Annotated in this window: 33 protein-coding genes and 1 pseudogene; 6 read left to right on the forward strand and 28 right to left on the reverse strand. The window is 62.0% G+C overall.

Features of this window, described 5'->3' with window-relative positions; genetic code table 11:
* Window positions 1–3 precede the first annotated feature (3 nt).
* Window positions 4–2,205, reverse strand: coding sequence for a DNA internalization-related competence protein ComEC/Rec2 (locus tag RTI28_RS24190; protein WP_316922807.1), 2,202 nt, complete (start codon window positions 2,203–2,205; stop codon window positions 4–6).
* Between the two features lie 156 nt (window positions 2,206–2,361).
* Between RTI28_RS24190 and RTI28_RS24195 the strand changes: the two genes are divergently transcribed.
* Entirely contained in the window at window positions 2,362–2,901 is a 540-nt protein-coding gene (locus RTI28_RS24195) for a DUF2062 domain-containing protein (protein ID WP_316922808.1), read from the forward strand.
* On the opposite strand, the gene RTI28_RS24200 is transcribed toward RTI28_RS24195, so the two are convergent.
* The 3 genes from RTI28_RS24200 to RTI28_RS24210 all read right to left on the reverse strand — a co-directional run bounded on the left by RTI28_RS24200 (window position 2,869) and on the right by RTI28_RS24210 (window position 5,346).
* Window positions 2,869–3,648 carry an ABC transporter permease gene (locus RTI28_RS24200; protein WP_316922809.1) on the reverse strand — a complete coding sequence of 260 codons (780 nt, stop codon included), beginning with the start codon at window positions 3,646–3,648 and terminating at the stop codon, window positions 2,869–2,871. The two genes, RTI28_RS24195 and RTI28_RS24200, sit on opposite strands and share 33 nt — an antisense overlap.
* Window positions 3,645–4,577 (reverse strand): ABC transporter ATP-binding protein, encoded by a 933-nt coding sequence (locus RTI28_RS24205; protein WP_316922810.1) that lies wholly within the window; start codon window positions 4,575–4,577, stop codon window positions 3,645–3,647. The genes RTI28_RS24200 and RTI28_RS24205 overlap by 4 nt, the downstream gene beginning before the upstream one ends.
* A gap of 145 nt (window positions 4,578–4,722) precedes the next feature.
* Window positions 4,723–5,346 carry a glutathione S-transferase gene (locus RTI28_RS24210; protein ID WP_316922811.1) on the reverse strand — a complete coding sequence of 208 codons (624 nt, stop codon included), beginning with the start codon at window positions 5,344–5,346 and terminating at the stop codon, window positions 4,723–4,725.
* Window positions 5,347–5,521: 175 nt separating this feature from the next.
* Between RTI28_RS24210 and RTI28_RS24215 the strand changes: the two genes are divergently transcribed.
* Both RTI28_RS24215 and RTI28_RS24220 read left to right on the forward strand, forming a co-directional pair.
* Window positions 5,522–7,969: an acyl-CoA dehydrogenase gene (locus tag RTI28_RS24215; RefSeq protein WP_316922812.1), complete on the forward strand. Its 2,448-nt coding sequence runs from the start codon at window positions 5,522–5,524 to the stop codon at window positions 7,967–7,969.
* A 74-nt stretch (window positions 7,970–8,043) separates the two neighbouring features.
* A complete protein-coding gene (locus RTI28_RS24220; protein ID WP_042122331.1) occupies window positions 8,044–8,454 on the forward strand; it encodes a PA2817 family protein in 411 nt (136 codons plus the stop codon).
* Window positions 8,455–8,580: 126 nt separating this feature from the next.
* Here RTI28_RS24220 and RTI28_RS24225 read toward each other — a convergent pair whose 3' ends face one another.
* The 7 genes and pseudogenes from RTI28_RS24225 to RTI28_RS24255 all read right to left on the reverse strand — a co-directional run bounded on the left by RTI28_RS24225 (window position 8,581) and on the right by RTI28_RS24255 (window position 11,720).
* The gene (locus RTI28_RS24225; protein WP_316922813.1) at window positions 8,581–9,273 is read right to left on the reverse strand and encodes a hypothetical protein; all 693 of its coding nucleotides are present in this window, start codon (window positions 9,271–9,273) and stop codon (window positions 8,581–8,583) included.
* Window positions 9,248–9,724 (reverse strand): DUF2280 domain-containing protein, encoded by a 477-nt coding sequence (locus RTI28_RS24230; protein WP_316922814.1) that lies wholly within the window; start codon window positions 9,722–9,724, stop codon window positions 9,248–9,250. Before RTI28_RS24230 ends, RTI28_RS24225 begins: the two co-directional genes overlap by 26 nt.
* A gap of 31 nt (window positions 9,725–9,755) precedes the next feature.
* Window positions 9,756–10,379, reverse strand: a complete 624-nt coding sequence (locus RTI28_RS24235) for a putative metallopeptidase (RefSeq protein WP_316922815.1) — start codon at window positions 10,377–10,379, stop codon at window positions 9,756–9,758.
* Window positions 10,354–10,808: pseudogene (locus RTI28_RS24240) on the reverse strand (proteasome subunit beta). The gene RTI28_RS24235 and the pseudogene RTI28_RS24240 overlap by 26 nt, the downstream one beginning before the upstream one ends.
* Entirely contained in the window at window positions 10,805–11,065 is a 261-nt protein-coding gene (locus RTI28_RS24245) for a hypothetical protein (protein WP_316922816.1), read from the reverse strand. Before RTI28_RS24245 ends, RTI28_RS24240 begins: the two are co-directional and overlap by 4 nt.
* A gap of 74 nt (window positions 11,066–11,139) precedes the next feature.
* Window positions 11,140–11,409 (reverse strand): hypothetical protein, encoded by a 270-nt coding sequence (locus tag RTI28_RS24250; protein WP_012053005.1) that lies wholly within the window; start codon window positions 11,407–11,409, stop codon window positions 11,140–11,142.
* Window positions 11,409–11,720 (reverse strand): hypothetical protein, encoded by a 312-nt coding sequence (locus tag RTI28_RS24255; protein WP_016711287.1) that lies wholly within the window; start codon window positions 11,718–11,720, stop codon window positions 11,409–11,411. Before RTI28_RS24255 ends, RTI28_RS24250 begins: the two co-directional genes overlap by 1 nt.
* 94 nt (window positions 11,721–11,814) lie before the next feature.
* Here RTI28_RS24255 and RTI28_RS24260 point away from each other — a divergent pair, with 94 nt between their 5' ends.
* Window positions 11,815–12,000: a type II toxin-antitoxin system HicA family toxin gene (locus RTI28_RS24260; RefSeq protein WP_241105720.1), complete on the forward strand. Its 186-nt coding sequence runs from the start codon at window positions 11,815–11,817 to the stop codon at window positions 11,998–12,000.
* Between the two features lie 45 nt (window positions 12,001–12,045).
* Window positions 12,046–12,468 carry a type II toxin-antitoxin system HicB family antitoxin gene (locus RTI28_RS24265; protein ID WP_296230430.1) on the forward strand — a complete coding sequence of 141 codons (423 nt, stop codon included), beginning with the start codon at window positions 12,046–12,048 and terminating at the stop codon, window positions 12,466–12,468.
* 205 nt (window positions 12,469–12,673) lie between these two features.
* Here RTI28_RS24265 and RTI28_RS24270 read toward each other — a convergent pair whose 3' ends face one another.
* From RTI28_RS24270 to RTI28_RS24350, 17 genes are all read right to left on the reverse strand, one after another.
* Window positions 12,674–12,913 carry a hypothetical protein gene (locus RTI28_RS24270; RefSeq protein WP_316922817.1) on the reverse strand — a complete coding sequence of 80 codons (240 nt, stop codon included), beginning with the start codon at window positions 12,911–12,913 and terminating at the stop codon, window positions 12,674–12,676.
* A 379-nt stretch (window positions 12,914–13,292) separates the two neighbouring features.
* Window positions 13,293–13,982: a hypothetical protein gene (locus RTI28_RS24275; RefSeq protein WP_316922818.1), complete on the reverse strand. Its 690-nt coding sequence runs from the start codon at window positions 13,980–13,982 to the stop codon at window positions 13,293–13,295.
* Window positions 13,979–14,101 (reverse strand): hypothetical protein, encoded by a 123-nt coding sequence (locus RTI28_RS24280; protein WP_316922819.1) that lies wholly within the window; start codon window positions 14,099–14,101, stop codon window positions 13,979–13,981. Before RTI28_RS24280 ends, RTI28_RS24275 begins: the two co-directional genes overlap by 4 nt.
* The gene (locus RTI28_RS24285) at window positions 14,098–14,700 is read right to left on the reverse strand and encodes a recombination protein NinG (protein WP_316922820.1); all 603 of its coding nucleotides are present in this window, start codon (window positions 14,698–14,700) and stop codon (window positions 14,098–14,100) included. The genes RTI28_RS24280 and RTI28_RS24285 overlap by 4 nt, the downstream gene beginning before the upstream one ends.
* The gene (locus RTI28_RS24290) at window positions 14,691–15,032 is read right to left on the reverse strand and encodes a hypothetical protein (RefSeq protein ID WP_316922821.1); all 342 of its coding nucleotides are present in this window, start codon (window positions 15,030–15,032) and stop codon (window positions 14,691–14,693) included. The genes RTI28_RS24285 and RTI28_RS24290 overlap by 10 nt, the downstream gene beginning before the upstream one ends.
* Window positions 15,029–15,499, reverse strand: a complete 471-nt coding sequence (locus RTI28_RS24295) for a hypothetical protein (protein ID WP_316922822.1) — start codon at window positions 15,497–15,499, stop codon at window positions 15,029–15,031. Before RTI28_RS24295 ends, RTI28_RS24290 begins: the two co-directional genes overlap by 4 nt.
* Complete coding sequence (locus RTI28_RS24300) at window positions 15,496–15,969, reverse strand: hypothetical protein (protein WP_316922823.1); 474 nt, start codon at window positions 15,967–15,969, stop codon at window positions 15,496–15,498. Before RTI28_RS24300 ends, RTI28_RS24295 begins: the two co-directional genes overlap by 4 nt.
* On the reverse strand, window positions 15,966–16,274 hold the full coding sequence (locus RTI28_RS24305; protein ID WP_316922824.1) for a hypothetical protein: 309 nt from the start codon (window positions 16,272–16,274) through the stop codon (window positions 15,966–15,968). The genes RTI28_RS24300 and RTI28_RS24305 overlap by 4 nt, the downstream gene beginning before the upstream one ends.
* Entirely contained in the window at window positions 16,274–16,516 is a 243-nt protein-coding gene (locus tag RTI28_RS24310; RefSeq protein WP_316922825.1) for a hypothetical protein, read from the reverse strand. Before RTI28_RS24310 ends, RTI28_RS24305 begins: the two co-directional genes overlap by 1 nt.
* A complete protein-coding gene (locus tag RTI28_RS24315; protein WP_316922826.1) occupies window positions 16,516–17,025 on the reverse strand; it encodes a hypothetical protein in 510 nt (169 codons plus the stop codon). The genes RTI28_RS24310 and RTI28_RS24315 overlap by 1 nt, the downstream gene beginning before the upstream one ends.
* Window positions 17,022–17,357 (reverse strand): hypothetical protein, encoded by a 336-nt coding sequence (locus RTI28_RS24320; protein WP_316922827.1) that lies wholly within the window; start codon window positions 17,355–17,357, stop codon window positions 17,022–17,024. Before RTI28_RS24320 ends, RTI28_RS24315 begins: the two co-directional genes overlap by 4 nt.
* A complete protein-coding gene (locus RTI28_RS24325) occupies window positions 17,354–17,569 on the reverse strand; it encodes a DUF1382 family protein (RefSeq protein ID WP_316922828.1) in 216 nt (71 codons plus the stop codon). The genes RTI28_RS24320 and RTI28_RS24325 overlap by 4 nt, the downstream gene beginning before the upstream one ends.
* Complete coding sequence (locus RTI28_RS24330; protein WP_316922829.1) at window positions 17,566–17,757, reverse strand: hypothetical protein; 192 nt, start codon at window positions 17,755–17,757, stop codon at window positions 17,566–17,568. Before RTI28_RS24330 ends, RTI28_RS24325 begins: the two co-directional genes overlap by 4 nt.
* On the reverse strand, window positions 17,757–19,097 hold the full coding sequence (dnaB, locus tag RTI28_RS24335) for a replicative DNA helicase (protein WP_316922830.1): 1,341 nt from the start codon (window positions 19,095–19,097) through the stop codon (window positions 17,757–17,759). The genes RTI28_RS24330 and dnaB overlap by 1 nt, the downstream gene beginning before the upstream one ends.
* Complete coding sequence (locus RTI28_RS24340; RefSeq protein WP_316922831.1) at window positions 19,094–20,095, reverse strand: replication protein; 1,002 nt, start codon at window positions 20,093–20,095, stop codon at window positions 19,094–19,096. The genes dnaB and RTI28_RS24340 overlap by 4 nt, the downstream gene beginning before the upstream one ends.
* Before the next feature lie 290 nt (window positions 20,096–20,385).
* Complete coding sequence (locus RTI28_RS24345) at window positions 20,386–20,586, reverse strand: hypothetical protein (RefSeq protein WP_316922832.1); 201 nt, start codon at window positions 20,584–20,586, stop codon at window positions 20,386–20,388.
* Window positions 20,587–20,600: 14 nt separating this feature from the next.
* The gene (locus tag RTI28_RS24350; RefSeq protein WP_316922833.1) at window positions 20,601–20,810 is read right to left on the reverse strand and encodes a transcriptional regulator; all 210 of its coding nucleotides are present in this window, start codon (window positions 20,808–20,810) and stop codon (window positions 20,601–20,603) included.
* Window positions 20,811–20,932: 122 nt separating this feature from the next.
* Between RTI28_RS24350 and RTI28_RS24355 the strand changes: the two genes are divergently transcribed.
* A complete protein-coding gene (locus RTI28_RS24355; protein WP_410479037.1) occupies window positions 20,933–21,619 on the forward strand; it encodes a S24 family peptidase in 687 nt (228 codons plus the stop codon).
* The last annotated feature ends 364 nt before the right edge of the window (window positions 21,620–21,983 follow it).

The raw sequence follows: 21,983 nt of genomic DNA on the forward strand, positions 1-21,983 counted from the left end.
CTGTCATGTCGGTTCGCGCCAGAATCGCCGTCGTTCGCGCAATCCGCGCGGTTCGCCGAAGCTGCCGAGGCGCAGATGCACGGCGCCGAGCAGCGCGCTGTCATAGGTGGCGATTTGCCGTGCCGCGTAACGGGCCATGACGATCGGCGACGGATGGCCGAACGCATTGTGGCGACCACGGGAAATGAAGGCACCGCGCGGCTTGAGGGTTTCCAGGAAACGCGCGCTGGAAGAGGTGCGACTGCCGTGGTGCGGCGCCTGCAGCCAATCCACCGGACCGGCTTGCGGCCCCTGCAGCCAGGCCTCCTCGGCCAAGCGGTCGATATCGCCGGCGAGCAGCAGGGTTTCACCTGAAGCCTCGACCTTCAGCACACAGGAATGCTGGTTGCTGTCATCGGCGTCCTGCCACTGCCAAAGCGAGAAGCGCACGCCGTCCCACTCCCAGCTTTCACCGCTGCTACAGGGCTGCGCCGGCAATGCTTCGCCTGGCTCGCCGGCGATCACCCGACGCACGGGCAGGCCGCGCTGAACCGCCAGGGCACCACCGGCATGGTCGGCATGGGCGTGGCTGATCAGCATCAGGTCCAGCGCATCGATACCCAGCTTGCGCAGGCTCGGCAGCACCACCCGCTCGCCCAGGTCCAGTTCCTCGCGGGCCGGACCGGCGTCGTAGAGCAACGTATGCTCGCGGGTGCGCAAGACGAAGGCCAGGCCCTGTCCTACATCCAACTGCCAGATATCCACCTGCCCCGGCGGAATCGCCTCGCGCGGCGTGAAGCCGGCCAGCAGCAGCAAGGGCCAGCCCAGCACCCGCATGGGCAGACCCGCGGGCAACAACAGAAGCAAGGCCCCCAGACAGACCAGCAACCAACTCCACAGCGGCAGCGCCGCGGGCGTCCAGGCAGGACGCCAGATCGCCATCCACCCCAGCAGATCGAAGAGCAGGCCGAGCAAACCACCAGCCAGCCACAGCAACGCCTCCCCGAGAAACGGCAGCGGCAGGAGCAGGGTACCCAGCAGCGCCAGCGGCAATACCAGAATGCTCAACCAGGGCACCGCGACCAGATTCGCCAGCGGTGCGCTGAGACTGACCGGCAGCCCCAGCACCAGCAGCGCCGGCAACAGGCCGATGGCCATGCAGCATTGCGCCCTGCCCCAGGCCCGCCACATCGACCAGGCGCCCAGGCGGCCGCTGAACACCAGGACCAGCACCGCCACCGCGGCGAAGGACAGCCAGAAACCCGGCAGCAGGCTGGCCAGTGGCTCGAACAGCAGCACGCCGCCCAGCGCGATCAGAAGCGGCCAGGCGATGCCCAGGTGACGAAAGCGCAGACGCCAGAGCAGCACCACCGCGAGCATGATGCAGGCTCGCTGCACCGGCACCTGGAAACCGGCCAGCAGGCCATAGCCGAGGGCCGCGGCGAAGGCCAGGCCGCAGGCCCAGGGCAGCCAGGGCAGGCGTTGCGGCCACCAGCCAAGGCGGAACAGGACGACCACCAGGCCATAGACCAGCCCGGCCAGCAGGCCGATATGCTGGCCGGAAATCACCAGCAGATGAACGGTGCCGGTCGCCTGCAGCACCTCCCAATCCTCTCGCGCCAACCCGCCACCGTCGCCGAGCACCAGCGCCGCGAGGGCGCCCTCCCGGCCATTGGCGTCCACCGCGAGCAGGCGCTGGCGGATGGCGTCGCGCCAGGCACCGCTGGCGCCGGCCAGGCGCTCGCCGTCCTTCACCGAACCCGCCGCCCCCGTGCGCCGTGCCAGCATCGCCGCTTCGGAATCCGCGCCGTGCGGATTGAGCAAGCCCGAGGGACGCTTCAGCTTGACCGCCAGTCGCCAGCGTTCGCCCGCCTCGATCGGCGGAGCGTCCAGCCAGGTCAGGCGCAGGCGCTGTGGCAGTTCGGCGCGGCGCGACTGCGCCTGATCCAGTTCGAAACGAACCCTCCGCTCGTCCTGCTCCGGCAACCCGATCACCCGCCCCTCGAGCCACAGGGTGCGGCCGTCGAGGGCGGGATCGAGACGATCGTCCAGCGCGCTCTGCGCCGACAGAGCGGCCCAGCACAGGCCCGCGACGAAGAATGCCAGTGGGAAAAACCGCCGCCACAGGCAAACCAGCCCCAGCGCAGCGAACAACAGCAGCATGCCGACGGATGGCAACTGCGGCAGAAATACCGGACACAAGAGTCCGAGAACGAGCGCCAACATCCCTGTATGCGTCATCTGAGCCCCGGGTAAAACGAAACGACCTCGCAGGCTTAGTCCATCACGAGGCCGGGCTCACTTATTAATTGTCACAAAGTCTGAATAGGCACCCGTTGTAATACGTGCATACTTGCCACCTTCTGCACGCCGAGACCCCACATGCCGCGTCGACTTTTCAAACGCTACATGCCCGATCCGACGGTCATCCGGGAACACAAGTCCTTACGATTTCTCGGTCGGCTGCTGCATGACGCCAACCTCTGGCACCTGAATCGGCACTCGGTGGCACGGGCCATGGCAGTGGGGCTGTTCGCGGCGTTCATTCCGATTCCGCTGCAGATGCTGCTGGCCGCCAGCCTGGCGGTGGTGGTCCGCGGCAACATGCCGATCGCGGTCAGCCTGGTCTGGCTGACCAATCCCATTACCATGCCGCCGGTGTTCTATTGCACCTATCAGATGGGCGCCTGGCTGATGGGGATTCCGCCGCGTACCCTGCCGGAAGAAATCACCTTCGACTGGATCACCGAGCAGCTGTCGACCCTGTGGCAACCCTTCCTGCTCGGCTCGGTGGTCTGTGGACTGCTGCTTGGCGCCCTCGCCTACTGCCTGACCATGCTCTATTGGCGCTGGTGGGTGGGCAGGCAGTGGCGCCGGCGCAAGGCGAAATCAGCTGCGCATTCCGCGCCCGCTGACCAGTAGGCGCACACAGCCGAAATACAGCACGGCGGTGGCGATCAGCATGAAGGTGATGGCGACGCCGATACGGATGTCGGACACGCCGAGAATGCCGTAGCGGAACGAGTTGACCATGTGCAGCACCGGGTTGGCCATGGACACGGTCTGCCAGAACGGCGGCAGCAGGTTGATCGAGTAGAACACCCCACCCAGGTAGGTCAGCGGCGTCAGGACGAAGGTCGGGATGATCGAGATATCGTCGAAGTTGCGCGCGAACACCGCATTGATGAAGCCCAGCAGCGAGAAGATGGTCGCGGTCAACAGGACCACGAGGATCGTCACGCCCAGGTGATGCACCTGCAGGTGGGTGAAGAACAGCGACAGCAGGGTCACGATCACTCCCACCGCCAGCCCGCGCAGCACGCCGCCGAGGGTGTAGCCGATGAGGATGGTGTGCGGCGACACCGGCGAGACCATCAGTTCCTCGATGGAACGCTGGAACTTGCTGCCGAAGAAGCTGGAGACCACGTTGCCGTAGGAGTTGGTGATCACCGCCATCATGATCAGGCCCGGGACGATGTACTCCATGTAGGTGAAGCCGCCCATGTCGCCGATCTGCCGGCCGATCAGGTTACCGAAGATGACGAAGTACAGGACCATGGTGATCGCTGGCGGCAGCAGGGTCTGCGGCCAGATCCGGGTGAAGCGGCGCACTTCGCGGTAGACGATGGTATTGAGGGCGACCAGGTTGGCGCGCAGCTCCGAACTCATACCGCCACCTTGGACAGATTCTTTTCAACCAGGGACACGAACAGCTCCTCGAGACGATTGGTCTTGTTGCGCAGGCTCGTCACTTCGATGTTCTGCAGGGCCAGTTGGCCGAACAGTGCGGTGATGCCCACTTCCTTGTCCACCTGGACCTCCAGGGTATGCGGATTGATCAACCGGCACGGATAACCGGCCAGTTGCGGCGCCTGGGCCAGGTCATGCCGGAGATCGAGGACGAAGGTCTCGACATGCAGCTTGCCCAGCAACTGACGCATGCTGGTGTTCTCGACGATGGTGCCATGGTCGATGATGCCGATATTGCGGCACAGCTGCTCAGCCTCCTCGAGGTAATGGGTGGTCAGGATGATGGTGATGCCCTGCTGGTTCAGCTCGGTGAGGAAACTCCACATCGAGCGGCGCAGTTCGATATCCACGCCTGCGGTGGGCTCGTCGAGAATCAGCAGGCGTGGCTGGTGGATAAGCGCGCGGGCGATCATCAGGCGACGCTTCATGCCACCGGACAGGGAGCGCGAGGGTACATCGCGCTTGTCCCACAAGCCCAGCTGGGTCAGGTACTGCTCGGCGCGCTCGTTGGCGACCCTGGCCGGAATGCCGTAGTAGCCCGCCTGCGTGACGACGATGTCGAAGGTCTTCTCGAACTGGTTGAAGTTGAACTCCTGCGGCACCACGCCGATGCTGCGCTTGAGCGCGGCGGGCTGGCGGTCGAGGTCATGACCGAAGACGCTGACGCTGCCGCTGGTCTTGTTCACCAGGGTAGAAAGGATGCCGATGGTCGTGGATTTGCCGGCGCCGTTGGGGCCGAGCAAGGCGAAGAAGTCACCTTCGGCGACATCCAGGTCGATGCCCTTGAGGGCCTGGAAGCCGTTGCCGTAGGTCTTGGTTAGCTGCCGAATGGACAGGGCTGAACTCATAGCGGGTCTGTGCACCGTTCGAATTGTTCGTGAATCAGGCTGTGACCGGGCATTCCGATCATGATGGATGTGGCCATGGTGCAAGCCCCGGCCACACAAGTACAGTCAAGTCTATCGATAATAACTATCGCATTGAGCGAAACGATCAGGTCAGCGCAGTCATCACCGCCGCCTGATAGGCCGGACGCTCGCGCAGACGCTCGTACCAGGCACGCAGGTGACGCATCTCCGGGCGCTCGATGGGCATCTCGAACCAGGCGTAGGCGAAGCAGCCCAGGGGAACGTCGCCCATACCCGGCTCCTGTCCGGACAGGAACGGCTGCGAGGCCAATGCCTCGTCGGCGATCGACAGCAATTGCGCGCAGGTCTTGTGCGCGGCGTTGATCGCCACCCAGTCCTGCTGGTCCGCCGGGGTGCGCAGAATGCCCCAGAACAGCGGACGGAACGGCGTGGCGAGAGACGAGGTGGTCCAGTCCATCCATTTGTCCGACCTGGCCCGCGCCACCGGGTCCTCGGGGTACCACGACGTACCCGCTGCATACCTGGCCCCCAGGTAACGCACGATGGCATTGGACTCCCAGAGCACCAGGCCATCGTCCTCGATCATCGGTACCAGGCCGTTGGGATTGAGCGCCCGATAGTGCGGCTCGTTGACCACACCGAAGGCGCCGCCGGCATCCACCGCCTGGTAATCCAGCCCTAGCTCCTCGGCGCACCACAGCACTTTGCGCACGTTGCTGGAATTTTTCCGGCCCCAGATCTTGAGCATGTTCACGTCCTGTCATCTGCAAGGGAGGCCCAGTCTACTCCAGCACAACGCCCAGGCAATCGCCGGCGAACTCCATCGGCCAGCGCCGGTCACTGTTCAGACGAGGCCGTTCGGCAGAGCCGTCTACGCTCTGATGGACGAACCGACACCTGAAAGGCTTCCAGGAGGAAAGACTATGTTGCTGTTGTGGTTAGTGGTGCTCGTGCTGGGTTCGGCCTGGCTGGCGCATCGACGGATACCGGCCTTGCCGGCCCTGGCGCTGGTCGCCGTGTACGTCATCGCGATGGGCACGTTTTCGTCGGCACCGGTCTGGCTGACCGTCCTGCTGTTGCTGGCGATCGCCGCCATCGCCCTGCCCCTGCTGCTCCCCGACCTGCGCCGCAGGCTGCTCAGCGCACCGCTGTTCGGCTGGTTCCAGCGCACCCTGCCGCCGATGTCGAGCACCGAACGCGAAGCCATCGACGCCGGCACCGTATGGTGGGACGGCGAGCTGTTCAGCGGGCGCCCGGACTGGAACACCCTGCTGGGCTACGCGAAACCCGAACTGACCGCGGAAGAACAGGCGTTCATCGACGGCCCCACCGAAGCACTCTGCGCCATGGTCAGCGACTGGCAGATCGGCCAGGACATGGACCTGCCCCCGCAAGCCTGGCAACACATCAAGGAGCACGGCTTCTTCGCCCTGATCATCCCCAGGGAATATGGCGGCAAGGGCTTCTCCGCCTATGCCCATTCCCAGGTGGCGATGAAACTGGCGACCCGCAGCGGTGACCTGGCGTCCACGGTGATGGTGCCCAACTCCCTCGGTCCCGCCGAACTGCTGCTGCACTACGGCACCGACGAGCAGCGCAAGCATTACCTGCCGCGCCTGGCCCGTGGCGAGGAAATCCCCTGCTTCGCCCTCACCGGCCCGCTGGCCGGCTCCGACGCCGGGGCCATGCCTGACACCGGTATCGTCTGCCGGGGACAATGGAACGGCGAGGAGGTCATCGGCCTGCGCCTGACCTGGGAAAAGCGCTACATCACCCTCGGACCGGTCGCTACCCTCCTCGGCCTGGCCTTCAAGGCCTACGATCCCGAGCACCTGCTGGGCGATGAAGAGGACCTGGGTATCAGCCTGGCGCTGATCCCGACGGACATCCCCGGCGTCGAGATCGGCCGGCGCCATCTGCCGCTGGGTGCGGCCTTCATGAACGGCCCCAACTCGGGCAAGGACGTGTTCGTCCCGCTGGACTTCCTCATCGGCGGTCAGGCCATGCTCGGCAAGGGCTGGATGATGCTGATGAACTGCCTGTCGGTGGGGCGCTCGATTTCCCTGCCGGCAGTGGGCACCGGCGCGGCCAAGTTCACCAGCCTGGTCAGCGGTCAGTACGCGCAGATCCGCGAGCAGTTCAATGTGCCGCTGGCGGCATTCGAAGGCATCCAGGAGTCCCTCGCGCGCATCGGCGGCAATGCCTGGCTGATGGACAGTGCTCGACTGCTGACCGCCAAAGCGGTGGACCTCGGCGAAAAGCCCTCGGTACTGTCCGCGATCCTCAAGTACCACCTCACCGAACGCGGTCGCGAATGCATCCAGCACGCCATGGATATCCACGGCGGCAAGGGCATCATCATGGGCCCGAACAACTACCTGGGACGCAACTGGCAGGGCGCGCCGATCTTCATCACGGTGGAGGGCGCCAACATTCTCTCGCGCAACCTGATGATCTTCGGCCAGGGTGCGATCCGTTGCCATCCGTTCGTGCTCAAGGAAATGGCCCTGGCCGGGCGCGAGGACCATGACCAGGCCTTGCGGGAATTCGACAGCCTGTTGCTGCAGCACATCGGTTTCGCCGTCGACAACGCCGCCAGCACCCTGGTACTGGGCCTGGGTCTGGGACACTTCGAGAAAGTACCGGGCGATCCGCTGAGCCAGGGCTATTTCCGCGCGCTGAACCGCCAGGCCGCGGCCTTCGCCCTGCTCGCCGACCTGTGCATGATGCTGCTGGGGGGCGAGCTCAAGCGTCGCGAACGCCTGTCGGCGCGCCTGGGCGATGTCCTCAGCTACCTCTACCTGAGTTCGGCGGCGCTCAAGCGCTATCACGACCTCAACTCGCCTTCGCACCTGCAACCCTTGCTGCGCTGGGCCATGGAGGAAAGCCTCGGGCAGGCGGAACAGGCGCTGGATCGCCTGCTCGACAACTTCCCCAACCGTCTGCTTGGCTGTGCCTTGCGGGTGATCGTGTTCCCCTTCGGCCGTCGGCATACCGGTCCGAGCGATGAACTGGATGCGGAAATCGCCGCGCTGATCGGCCGCGGCGCCGGCGATCCAGCCCTGGAAGCCTTGCTCGAAGGCTGCTATCGGCCGACCGACCCGGACGATCCGGTGGGCGCCCTGCAGCACGCCAGCCAGCATCTGGGCGACAGCGGCGAACTGCACAGGAAATTGCGCCACGCCCTGAAGAACGGCGAATTCACGGCCGAGGCCGGCGAACCGCTGATCGACGCGGCGCTGCGCGCCGGCATCCTGGATACCGTCCAGGCGCAACAGTTGCGCGACGCCGAAGCCGCGCGGCGAAAAGTCATCGATGTCGATGCCTTCACCAAGGAGGAACTGCTGCCAAGCGCCGGCAAGGTGCGCTGAGCACATTCGACCGGGACATCGGGCGCGGGGGACCGTATACTCCCGCGCCCGTTTCTGCTTTAGAGGTTTGCCGCATGGCCAATGCACATCTGGACTACCATCTCGTCCTGCTCAACCACCTGCGCAGCATCCTCGCGGCCCTGGGCGAAGCCGAACAGGTACCGGAAGAAAGCCACGCCCTGTTTCTCGAGCGCTTCGACGAACTGCTGGAACAACTGCCGAAGGATCCACTGGAAAGCCAGTACCTGGGCCAGGACCTGATGTGCCAGGTCATCCAGCGTTATCCACAGATCGCCCACCTGGTACCACGCGACCTGCTGTGGTTCTTCGGCGGCGACTGCCTGCACTTCATGCCGGACGAGGAGCTGGACCTGTACCAGGCCCTGGAAGAGCGTCGCTACGAAGCCGAGCAGAACGACGAACCGTTCGACTGGAATCAGGAAAAGCAGCTGCTGAGCATGTCCGATCGGGACAGCCGTCACTGATAAGAAAAACGCCGCTCATCGAAGCGGCGTTTTTTGTGCGAGGATTTTCTTGCGAATCGAGTAGGAGGCGGATTCACACCCGCCGTCCTCTCACACCACCGTGCGTACGGTTCCGTACACGGCGGTTCAGGTCATGCGACTAAGCCGGTTGATCGTATCCAGTATCGAGACAAGCCCAAGCCGATCCCATAGTAGAGAGGTGTACTGCCAACTCTTATGGTCAGGCTCGCCGCCTGGCTGCCCGTCGCGGTATGTGTCGTAGCAGTGGTTGAAACCCTTCGGGGTGCCGATCCGCAGCGCATGTCCGCCTTTCCGCGACTCCCCGGTCTGGGGAATCGTGTATTGGCAGGTCGAAAGCATCGGCCGGAGAACTTCTTCCCAGGCCGCCCACGGGCAGTCTGCCCATTCGTCCACCAGGACAAAGAACAGGCCGGAGCCCCGCAGGTTGTCGTAGTTGTCCAGGCCGACCACTCGCATGATGTGGCCGGACTTGAGGGTGATCGAGCACTCTGTCTCGTTCGGCCGTGCAGCGCGCCAGGCTTCTGGGATTGCCTGCTTCAGCCGCCGCCAGAAGACCCGCTTGGCCTGCTTGAATGTCGGCGCGCCATACCAGATCTCGTCCTCGATACTCACGCCCCATTCAGCAGCCAGCCGGGCCGCGCGGCGCATCTCCGCCTTACCGAGAAAGGTCTTGCCGAATCGCCGGCCGCATACTGCATCGCGGAAGCGCGCTTCGGGTTGAAAGCCCCAGATGTAGATGTTCGCCTGCTTCGGCGTCAGCTTGACCGGAGCCTCATAGGTACGGGGTAGTCGGGACATTCTCATCTGGCTCCAGCGTGTACTCAGCAACGGCGTGCTGCTGGTCCGCCTGGGAGCCCAGGGGTTTGTCGGGTTCGATCTTGCGGTTGACGTACATGTCGCCGCACTCCTTGGCGGCCTGCTCCAGGAGCTGAGCACTCAAGGCCATGTTCTTCATGGTCTCGGCTTTCTCGGCCATGCGGCCCAGTGCACGCAATCTAAATGCACGGTTGGCGATCGGGATGTCAGCCGTCTCCTCACGGAAGCGCTTTCGGGTGTCTTCGAACAGGGTCACCCAGCGTTTGGCCAGGTCTCGCCCGGCGCGCTTGGTAGGATCGTGCGCCTCACACTTCTGCCGGGTTACCTCGATGCCGAATTCTTCTCGGACAGCTGCCGCTACTTGCGAGGGGGTATCGAAGCAGGCCAGGGCCTGAACGATGAAGGCTTTCACCTCGTTGCTCAGGGCCGCCATAGGTTTCCATCCGTCTTGGGTCTGTCAGGGGTCAGGCAGACTTGAGCAGACAGGTTCCGCAGGCCCTCGATATGTTGATCTTGGCCACTTCAGGCGGCCGGCTTGCAGCGTCGATCAGCTGCTGTATGTCGTGCCCAGCACCGTAGCGGCGGACCACACCGACGAACTCCTCCACATCGTGTCCCCGGAGCGTCAGGCTGGGCAGGCCGTCCTGGGTGAACTTGGGCGCGCCGTACTGATCGAGCTTCTGGGCTATGTGGTAAAGCTCGTGTTCGATGAGCGCGCAGAACTCGGTGTCGGAGCACTGTGAGCAGTAATCGGCAGCCAAGGTGATGACGAAGCCTGGCACCTCGCCGAACCAGTCGATCATCTGCTGCTCTTGCCTGGCCTTCTGCCACCCACCGGCACGGAACATCACCGTCTCAGCCTGGCCAACCACCGTCCGACCTTGCTTCTCAAAGCAGGCAGATGCCCACAGGAAGCGCAGCGGAGCGTCGATCAGGTGGGCATGATCAGGGTTGTGCAGCTCACCCGCGTCACTGAGGATCGCGGCCTGAACCCACTCGCCAACCTCGGGCGCCGGCTGGAGCCTGGTACCGAGCATCGACAGCTCAGTCAGCTCAAGGAGATCAGCTGGAGGAACTGGCCTTGCCATGCTGGTCAATCCTCATGGTCCGAACCTTGCCGCCGGTGCTGGTATCGCGCCTGGCCGCCATCTCGACGGCCTTCTCAGCGGATGCGCCCATATCCATCGCAGCGAACGCGCGTATGGCGTGCCGCTGCCGATGGCATACGGCCTGTCGCGCAAGACCGGTGACTTCCACAGTCCGGTGGAGTCATCGACAGCGACCATCATCAGGCTCTCGCCATCAAGGACAATCGCCGTTGCGTCGATGTTGCCATCCGGCTTGGCGCCGAAGTACACATCAACCAGGCGCTGGTAGTCGGAAACAGTGCCGCAGCAGAAGAACTTCACGCCGGCCTGATCGATACACTTCTCGTAGTCGTCATAGGTGATTACGTCACCTCGAGTGATCTGCGAGTCGTAGGCGATCACGCCATCCTTGTAGGCGATGGTCGTCATTCACCAGGCTCCATGCGCTGACCAGAAATAACCTCGCCCAGGCTCAGCCCGTGGCGGGTGCGGCTGGACTCGATTCCATCAGCACGATCACATGCGACCATCGCACACGCAACCAGGTCGGCCTGCTGGCCACTGGCGAATTCGCCGACCACGCTTGATTGGCTTGGCCCATTGAGCAATTCGTCCTTGGTGGTCGCCTGCTCGTAGCGCGTGACGATGTAGCGGGTAACTGGGCGAACTTGGTATTCGGTCTTCATGGCATATCTCCGGCCTGCGCACAGGCTGAGTGGTGGTCGCGCCACGAAGCGGCGCATTGTTAATTTGTGGCGCGCTACCCCGGCTGGAAAACATGACCACGCCTGGCGACCGCATACAGGACGATCCCCAGCTTGAGGATCACGCCATACAGGGTGGGCACATGGCCGTTCATTGCCAGGACGAACGAGCCGAACGCGCCGATGGCCACCAGGTAGAACGCGACAGCCAGCAATGGATGGTCCATGGGTCGAATGCGGCGCAGGTAGTCGCACGCAGCAATCACCACCAGCACGCTCAGGAACGCATTCGCGCCGATCAGAACTGAAATCAGGGTCGAGCTCATCAGGTAGCTCCCTTGGCTCCGAACTGACCCACGAGCGACTTCAGCACCGGGATGATGTTCATTGCCAGAAGGCCTATCAGAAAGGCCACGCCGTATTGAGTTTCTCCGCTGGTGCCAAGGCTGAAGTAGCTGATGGCAAGCGGGGTGCAGAAGACTGCCGAAGCGAAGCCGGTGAAGAAGGCGGCGACTGCCTGGCCCCGGGTGAGGCCGCGCAGGAAGGTCAGCGAGAGGATCGCTCCTGCGAAGCCACCAATGATCACGCCGTACTTCACCAGCAGGACGCCGGCAGTCGTGCTTGCTGGTTCGGCCATATGAAATCCCTGAATCTATAAATACATCATAAATGTGTTGTCATACACCATTTATGGTGTATACTGAACTCATCAACCACACAGCGGAGGGCAGATGAAATGTAACGAGTTCAAGCGGTGGCTGTTGGCAAGAGGAGTAGAGGTTTCGAAGACGGCAAAGGGAAGTCACTTCAAACTCTACTTCAACGGCAAACAGACAACCCTTCCCAACCACGGGGCCAAGGAGATGGCCGAAGGGACTAGGAAGGCAATCATCAAACAACTGGGCCTCAAGGATTGAGGCTCCACCCTTTGAGCTCGAATACATCTGCCCTGAGGTAACGACATGTACGACTACGCAATCAACGTGAACCAGGAGGCCGGGTCTTTCTGGTCTTCGTGTGACGACATCCCAGAGGCGCACAGCGCGGGCGATACGCTCGATGAGCTGCTGCGCCATGCTGCCGAGGGGCTTGAGGTTGCCTTGTCCATCTACGTCGATCAGCTGCGGCCGATTCCGCCCGCCTCTCCAGCGAAAGAGGGTCAGCACGTTATCCGGCTGTCCGCCCTGGTGAACGCGAAGATCGCGCTGTGGAACGCCATGCGAGAGAAAGGCATGCGGAAGGCCGATCTGTGCCGGACGCTGGGGGCTGTGCAGACCAAAGTGGATCGGCTCCTCGACTTCGAACACAGCTCGAAGATCGAACAGGTCGAAGCAGCTTTGGCCGCGCTCGGCAAACGTCTGGTGGTATCTGTCGAGCCGGCCTGAATCTGTGTGGGTCTCTCCCCACCTGTCCGCCGAAGACCCTCCAGACGCCAGCACCCCACTGCACTGGTCTCGCCGATCCGATCTCGCGCCACCCATGGTCAGTTGTTGCATGGGTGCGCGGGCTGCCGGTGTTTTCTCGCATCACTGCACTACCGGCTCACAGTGTCCAGGTGGCCCCGTGAAGGCTGCCCTGGCTGCAGTTGAATCAGGAAACTGGGGCGATATCCACGTAGTAGGCCTTGCCGACCTCCAGCTTGTCGGCTACCTCGGTGACGATCCCGGCGCGGAAGTGCCCATAAGGCGTGTACTTCCCGTAGATCGAATCCTCGGTGGCAGGGTCGCTGGAGTAGACGGCGCCGAACTGAACAGTGCAGAGCCGACCCTGGCTGTGCTCGTTCGGGGTGACTTCGTGGCAGATCATTTTGCAGCGCATGCGATTGAGCATGATTGGCTCTCCAGGTGAAGCAGGTTGGCCTATCAGTCTTTCGCCTGCTGGAAACGAAAATCCCGGCGCTTGGCCGGGACTCTTGAGGCCCTCTTCGGGCAATAAAAAACCCGGCGCGGTGGCCGGGTTCTGGATTGGTGCGGATGCCTGGTGTCTATCTCCAGGTAGAGCTATGTCGTGGTCTTCTTGTAGCGGCTCGATCAGGTAGGTGACCAGCACCTTTGCTCGTCCATCGCGCGCCCTTCCCACAACACCGCCTGACGGCGCATCCATCCGCATAAGCAAAAAAGCCCAGCGCTATGGCCGGGCTTTTGCGTCACTCCTCAACACGCGCAGGAATGACAGGATGCAAGAATTTTGTTGCACCGTTGCAGAGTTGTCAAGCGGCATCTGCCATCAAAACGCCTTCCTCCTGAAGTATCTTGCCAGACGCAACCAGAGCCTCTGCCACCATCTCGTCCAGTACCTTCTCGATGGCCTTCTTCCAGCGCCAGTACGTGGTCCGGTTCAGGCCCTGCCCGTCCCAGGTGTTGATGTCGTAGAACTCGGCCGGCAGCACGATCATGTCGGTTGATCGCTTCACGTACTGCTCGCGGCGCGCCTGGCCGGCGTCCTCGGACATCTCGCCACCCTCCAAGTGCTTGACCACGCCAGCGTGCAGCGAATCGAACTCTGCGCGCTCGCGGGCGGCACGGCTGGCTACTTCATACCCCGACTGCGCCTGCACGCCCTTCACCGGCGGGATAGCCCAGGCGGTTACCGCCTTGTACCGGAACAGATTCGGCGCCTGGGTGGCGATTAGCGGCACCAGCTTGCCAATCGCCTCCACCTTCTTGGCCTTGTGGGTCGAGAACCTGGCCGTCAGCGCATTCCAGTGCCGCGGAATCAGCTTGCTGTGCAGGCGGGCGTGCACCCAGCAGTCCACCAGCATTGCCGCATCCTTCCCGGTGATCTCACCCTTCAGCTTCGAAGCCTGGACTTTCGGTTCGAAGTCACCGCCACCCACACCGCTCATGGTCTCAGCCGCCAGGGCGCGGATTACTGCAGCCAACACGCTTTGGTATTTCATTGCCCTTGCTCCTTCTTGCGGCGGGTTTGGATGCTGTTTGCGCGCATAGCGCACCAGGCCGAAAAGATGGCCATAGCGAGGAGCAGCACGCCGGCCGTGTCTGTGATGGTCCAGATCATGCTGCAGCCCTCCGCAGGTCTTTGAGCTTCTGCCTGTACAGGGCCTTAATGGCCAGCAGGTCTTCGATGGTCAGGCGCAGGGCCTTATGAGGGCCCTCTAGCCACTCCACAGCGTCGGCGCCGATGCGCTTCACCAGCCGGATGCGGTATTCGACCGCGTTACCCGACAGATTCCGGTTGCACTTCACGCATTGGCGGTGCACGTTCAGCGGCTCAAAGCGCAGCTCCGGGCAGGCGCCCACAGACCGGTAGTGGCCAGCGTCCCAGCGGCTACCGGTGATGAGATCGTGATCGCTCGGCCGGGAATCGCAGCTGATGCACGGCAGGCCGGCGTCGCGCTCGCGGATGTAAGCGTTGAACGCAGCCTGAGCCTCGGCCATGTGCTCGCGGCGGGTCTTCAGCTTCTCCCGGCGCTCCTTGAGGTCTTCCCGCGCCCGCTTGGTGATGGCCTTGGCCGCGATCTTCTGCAGCTTGGGGTCTTTGGCCATGGCCATCGCGCAGGCATGGCTGCAAACCTTCTGCGTCGACAGAACAGGCTTGAAGCGCTGGCCGCAGCCTGGCGCCTTGCACTTCTTCGGCTTGATCTCGGCTACTCGCATGGCTTGTCCTCCTTGGCCGGGAAGACAGTCCAGTCGCCTATTCCCTTCCAGACGCCGGACCCACCCATGTGGGAAACCGTCCCTTTTGGCGCCCCAAGCTCCACGACGAAAAATTCAAACCAGACCTGAGGCGCATAAACCCACGCAGGCAGAGGTCGAACCTTGAACCCATGCTCTCTGCCGCAAGCCCAGCAGAACCTAGTGAATGAAACCGCAGCAACTGACGCATAAAGCGCTCGGCCAAGGATCTTTCCGGCTCGGAGCGCCAGCCATATGTTGAAGATCAAGCCGCTCAACATAATCCAGTAGCCATACATTTCGATTGAGGTCATGCCGCAGCCTCCCCAAGCAGGTCATCGAAGTACACGCCGTTGCCGCCGAAGTAAGCGGCGATCTTGTCTGTGTAGATGCAGCCCTGCTCGCGGTTGAACAGCCGGGTCACAGGGAAGCCATCAGGACCGAACATGGCGCAGGCGCCCATGAGGTGCAGCTTCCGCTCGTAGGTCAAATGGACAAAGCTCGTTGCCCAGCCCTCGAAGAAGTCGCGGCTCGAAGAACGCATGATCGGCACGCCGAAGTGCAGCTTGCAGTACCGCCGGACATCCTCGACGTCGCCCATGTCGGTGGTCTTTGCGATGCGGTCGTACATGGCGAACCAGAGTGCGTTCTGATCGAGAGTGCGATCTTTGCCCGGGCGCATGCTCACCACGACGAACTTCTTGTCGCGGAACAGTCGAGTCAGCATGGTGATGGCCTCGGACAGCTTGGCCTGGCTATTGACGCTGATTTTCTCAGTCATGCCGCCTCTCCCTTGCCCAGCTTGAAGGCGTAACGCTCCATCAGGTACGCGCGATCAACGAATGCGTCGATGACGAAGCCGTTGAGCTTGACCTCGGCAAACGCGCCCTCACGGACGGCTGCCACGTAGTACTTGCAGCCCTGGCGCCCCATGGCCGGGTCGTGCACGACCATCATCCCGTCGAAGCACTCGACGATGACCTGGTGCATGCCGCCCTCCCAATTCAGGGAAGGCACGCCAACCAAGTAGGCGCCATCGCGATCAAGCTTGGGCAGGTCAGCGGTATCAAACGACTTAAATGGTATGGCCTGCTGTTCCAGCGCCTCGCGGGTGCTCATATCCCCGGCGAAGTAGCGTTCGTGCAGTTGGGCAACCACTACGCCAGCCGGCTCAGCCTTTATCATCGCCAAGCACGTCGAGAAACAGGTGTTGTGCGTCGGCTGGGTTTGATGCGAGATCAGGTAACTCATGGGGACACCCCCAGGCCCTGGGCCTCAATCGCCTTGCGCACGTCGCGGATGTAGGCCGCCTCGTTGAAGCTGCCGCCCTCCACGTCTTCGAACTCCTCGCGGTAGACCTCAGCTGCTCGGTTCGGCAGCTCCACCACCACGGCCTCGCGGGAGGCCTGCCACACCTCCCACCGGTCCTGGATTTTGTCGAGCCCGTAGGCGTTCGATTCCGCGTCGTAAATGAGCCACATTGGGTCAGTCTGTGGACCCTGCGGCGCATCACACTCCCACGCCTCGAACTGCTCGCGCATCTTGTTGGTGTCCATCAGTGCTTCTCCTGCGTGAACAGCACATCAAATCGCTCTGGTGGGTACGAAACGGCATAGCCAAGCTTTTTGCCGGTCGCGGCTTCGTCGAGATCGCACAGGCACTCGTTTTCGATTAGTGCCCGACCCGACAGCGTTACAAGGTCTGTGCGCTGGCAGCCAAGGGATCGAGCCAATTCGTCAGCGGTGGTGACGACATCGCCGGAGCCGTCGAGCTTTTCGGTTTCAGCCCAGGTGCACATCACGCCTCCTCCCCTTGAAGGCTCTGCAGCAGAGTCTTTAGCTGGCGGTACTTCTCCATCGACTTGGCGCTCGACTCACGCTCCTGTTCGACGGCCAGGGCAACATCCTCGACCCGCTCAGCCAAGCGCTTGAGGTTGCTGGCCATACCGGCGATTTCTCCAGCCAGCTCGCTCAGCATTTCCAGAGGAGTACCTGAGGCTTTCTGATCGGCAACTACTTCGAGTTTCGGCTGCTGCTTGGCCATCACTGGCTCCTGAGTCTTCTGCTTGGTTTCAACAGGGATGCGCTGGAACTGGTCGCGTCCGGATTTCTTGATGAGCCCCGAGTCCACCAGACTGACCAAGCAGCCCGATACGATCCGGTTGTCCGGCGTGCTGCCGGTCAGATTCCGCAAGGCCGTCATGACCTGAAAAGAAGTCCAGGGCTCGTTCATAGGCACGCACTCATAGACCTTCTTGGCTACGCCGGTCTGGCCCTGCATGAGGCTTTCCTTCTTGGCGGGGGTCATACTTCCTCCCCAGCCGGCTTCAGCTTCTGGTGAACGCAAGCACGAAGAAGGACCGCTGCAAGGGCGTAGAAGGCCGCGATGGAGGGATAGCCCGCGTAGATCAGTGCGCCGACGTAGGAAGCCTGGGCCATCATCCCGAAAGCCCGGCTGAACAAACTCCGGGCCTTGATCTTGTTGGCCAGGTCAGCGCTCATAGCGAAGAAAGCAATCAGCATTACGATGGACAGGAACACCGCCACGGTTGCCGCGAATCGATTTGCGCTGGAGTGATCGACAAGCAGGAGCGAGATGACCACCGCATCAAGGACGCGCGCCAGAATGATATTTTTCACTGTGATTTCTCCATGGTGGCCGGCTGCCCGGCGCGCTCTTCGGCTTCAACGATCTGCGCCAGGCGCTCAAGACGGTCTTCCGACTGACGAACCAGGTCCTTGTGATCGTCGTCGCTCAGAACAGGAACGCAGACGAACAAGATCCCGGCCTTGATGAAGGTCTGGGCGACTTCTCCCGCTCCACGGAGCTGGGCTGGGTGGGCACGGGTCATGGCTGGATCTCCTGCGGCTGGTTGGCTTCGTTGATGAGCGCGAGCATGGTCACGGACCAGTCCGGAACGGCATTTCGAAGCGCGGAAACGGAGTCGGCCCATTCCTGGAGCCGTTGATCGTCACTGGCAACGGTTGGACGCAGGCGTATCTCTGCCTCAAGGAGGCGTTTCAGCTCGGATCTGGTCATCAGAAGTCCACCTTCACGACGTTGTCTTGGCGGAACCGGTTGGCGAGCGGCATGAAGCGCGAGCGGTCGCCCTGGAAGGCGGTGGGCACCATTCCAATCTCGCCGTCGCGGTTCTTGCGGATCAGGATTTCACCGATGCCCTTGTCCTGGGTCCCGGGGTGATACACCTCGTCGCGGTAGACGAACATGACGATGTCGGCGTCCTGCTCGATGGCTCCGGATTCGCGCAGATCACTCAACACTGGGCGCTTGTCAGGGCGTGATTCGCAGCCACGGTTGAGCTGGGACAGGACGATGATCGGGCACCCCAACTCGCGGGCCAGAAGCTTGATCTGCCGGGACATGGCGGTGACGTCCTCAGTGCGCCCCTTACCCTCGCCTTCCATCAGGCCGAGGTAGTCGATGACCACCAGGCTCAGGCCGCCCATTCGGTGGGCTTGGCGCCGCGCAATGGAACGAATGCGCGGCATGGTCATCACCGGCACGTCAGACACGCAGATCGGGGCATCGCGCAGCTTCAGGGTGGCGGCGGCCAGCTCCGTGGCGTGATCGGCAGAGCATTCACCGGTCTTCAGCGAAGGAAGCGGGATGCCACCAACGGCCGCAATCAGGCGGTCCATGAGCTGGCTCTTCGTCATTTCAAGGCTGACCACCAGAACCGGCTTTCGCTGGTTGATGGCGACGTCAGAGGCTACGTTCATGGCCAGAGTGGTCTTGCCCATCGCTGGGCGCCCAGCTACCACGATCATCTGCCCGGGCTTCAAGCCCTGGGTGAACTTGTCGAGGTCGGGAATGCCGCTACCCAGACCATCCATGATGATCCCGCTCTGGAAGCGATCAAGGCGCTCCTGCAGGATCTCGATGTGCTCGACCAGAATGTCACCGACCATCTGGCACTCGCCGTCCGTTCCCTTGGCGTCGAGGCCGAGGATGATGGATTGGGCCAGGGAGATCTTGTCCTCGACGTCGGCCTGCTCGTAAGCCACTTCGTTGATGCGCTCGGCGGCGGCGGACAGTTGGCGGCAGACGGCCCGGTCGCGAATGATCTGGACGTAGGTCTTGGCGTTGGCAACGCTTGGCGTGTTGGCCTGGATCTCGGCGGCGTATGCGAGGGTCACGGCACCACTGGCCAGCGCCGCCCGGCGATCGCCGAGAGTGATGACGTCAACTGGCTGGCCGTCGCCGTGCAGCTCAAGAATCAGGCGGTACAGGTCGGCGTTGTCCTCCCAAGCGAAAGCGTCGGCCGCCAGGCCATCTGACAGGACATCGATCAGGTGCGGCTGGCGCAGCATCGCGCCCAGCACGCCGTGCTCGGCCTCAAGGCTGTGAAGTTCGTTCATTGCGCGGCCTCCGAGATCTCACGGAAGACCGCGCGACTAACCAGGGCCTCAAGGCGGGGCTGGACGTTCTGGCCACGGAAGAAGACCTGACTGCGGTTGTTGGCCTTCTGGAAGAACGGCAGCCAGAAGCCCTGCCCGCTCTGCTGGTCAGGCGATTCGTTCCAGCGCTCAACGATCAGGCTGCGCAGCACCTTGTCAGTGGCCACGGTGACCTTGGGGTGGCTTGGACAGACCTTGTGGAACAGGTTGATGATCTGGTCGACCGGAACATTGGCCTCAGAGACGGCGCCGTTCTTCAGCGCACGGCCAAGCCAGTTGGTCAGGAACTTGCGCCAGTCTTTCTTCGGGCGGTTGGCGCTGGCCCAGGCGGCGGCCCGGACAATCTCGGCTTCGACGTCTACCGGGGCATAGGCTTTCGCCCATTTGGTGATCAAGGTGGTGTCGACTTGGAAATCTTCGCCATCGAACGAAACCAGTGGTGCTTGAACTTCAGCCTCTGGCTCATCGGCGGGGAGCTCACCCCCTTGGGGGGGATTAATCTCTTCCGAAGGAAGAGTTAATAGGGGTATGTCTTTCGTATAAAGAAGGGAGACAACGGAAATCGGGAGTTTCGTTACGTTGTTGGATGAACCGTTTTCTGTTGAGTCAACGGATTTCCGTTCACTCAACAATTCCTTTTTCGGCTCCTCGAAGATCCACTCTGCCGGGTCGCAGATGCCGATCTGCCCACGGCTGCCACCCACCCGGTACAGCACGCGCCGGGCAAGCAGGTTGCTGATTGCGGTAGAGACATGCTGTGGGCGGATGTTAATGCGCTTGGCGATCTCGTCGGCAGTGATGCGGCGCTCCGCCTGGTTGAAGCCAACGGTAAGCCGGGTGATTGCGTGCAGGGTCTTGAACTCAGCCGGCGACAGATGAACCGCCGCCAGTGCGTCCATCAACTGATTGTCCATCCGGGTAAACCCCCCGGTGTTGCGTAATGGGACGATGTTTGTCATCATTTGCCTCGCTTACTGCTGTTGAAAGAGCCGACCTCGTCCGTCGGCTTTTTTGTGCCCGCGATTTAGGTGTCTCGCTTCAGTCCCTCTTTAGGGACCAATTGGACTACCTGTGCTTTCGGCCTCCCAAGACGGCTAGGCCCACCCATTGCCAAGAACTCGATCGCTACGTCTTCGAGAACCTGGCTGATGCTCTGCCCCTTACTGAGGGCCAGAGCACTGATCTTTCTCTTCGCACCATCACTCAGGTGCTCGTAGTCAATTTCAGCCACGTGACCTCCATAGGGCCTCTAGGCCGCGCTATGCTGCTTGTCTTCCTTGCTCAGCGCTTCGATAGCCCCGTTCTCAACAGCCCACTCGATCATCTCGTGCAGGTAGGTGGCGTGCTGCATCTCAGCTCGCTCTGCCGCACGGGCCAGGATGCGATCAAGGGTCTTGTTGAAACGGACCTTCCGAGGCGTATCACGCTTGTGGGACTGGTCTGCGTACATGCGGGTACTGCTCCTTATGCGGCAACGGTTTCAGATGGATAGAGATCGGGACGAAGCTCATGACGGGAAACGCCAGTTGCTTTCTCGATAGGAAGGGCTTGGCGGGCTGGAACACCTCTGGTTTTCCAATAGGAAACAGCCATCGGCGTGACGCCCAGAAGCTCGGCCAGGGCTTTACCCGACCCGGCGGCATGGATTGCGCGCTCCAGAGGTGTGAATTCCATAAACAGTCCGCCCTAGGCGAGTAAACATATCTCAACAATACGTTTATTTAATAAACAGCGCAAGCCCGGTAAACTTTGTGTTTATGACGAATCAACATTCAGGCGATCGCCTGCGACAATTCATGCGAGAGCGGGGGCTTACCCCAAAAGGGGTTGCAGAATCTCTTGGCGTCTCGCCTCAGGTCTTGAACAACTGGTTCAAGCGTGGCATGCCTGCACGGGCTATTTTTGATGCGGCCCGCGTCCTGCTAGTTGATCAGCACTGGCTCACGACAGGCCAGGCCCACCCTTCAGGAATGAGTCTTGCGCCGACTCCGCCACCAGCGGACGCCGAAATGCTTGGGCCGTTCGATGTTTGGGATGACGACACCCCTCTGGATGATGACGAGGTATATGTGCCGTTCCTCAAGGAAGTGGAATTGTCGGCCGGCAGTGGAAGAACCGTGGTCGAGCAGTCCCATAAGCAGAAGCTGCGCTTCGGCAAGCTGACCCTTCGAAAGCAAGGCGTACAGCCAGATGACGCGGTTTGTGTGACGGTTAGCGGGAACAGCATGGAGCCCGTCCTGCCAGACAAGAGCACCGTAGGTGTTGACCAGGGTTGCACTGCCGTGGTCGACGGCAAGATGTACGCCATTGATCACGATGGCCAGCTCAGGGTGAAAACCTTATACCGCCTTCCTGGCGGCGGAATCCGCATGCGCAGCTTCAACCGGGACGAACACCCGGACGAGGAGTACACCGCGCAGGAGATGATCGACCAGAACATCCACATCAAGGGGAAAGTCTTCTGGTCGTCGGTCCTCTGGTAGCAGCACAGAACGCCCGTACAGCCCGCCTAGCGCGGGCTTTTTTGTGTCTGCGCTTTGGCCAGCCCGGCTCGAAATAAACAAAAATAAACAAAAGGTATTGACGTGTTTATAAACATCGCGTTTACTTGGCTCAACACCGAGGCGCTACACAGCCCCTCGGGAGGCCCTCAAGCCGACCGCTCTTTAAAAACCCGAAGATGAGCCGCCAGGCGCCGAGTGAATCCGGCCGTTGAGCCCTGGTGGACAGTACGCAACACAGCAGACTCCCTTGCCCGACATGTCGGCTCGTGCCCGACATGTCGGCTCGCTGGTCTGTTGAGAGTTACCAAATTCAGCTGCTGCGCCAGGCACGCCGACGCAGCGG

It is taken from the genome of Pseudomonas sp. zfem002, from assembly GCF_032621685.1.
Lineage (GTDB): Bacteria > Pseudomonadota > Gammaproteobacteria > Pseudomonadales > Pseudomonadaceae > Aquipseudomonas > Aquipseudomonas japonica.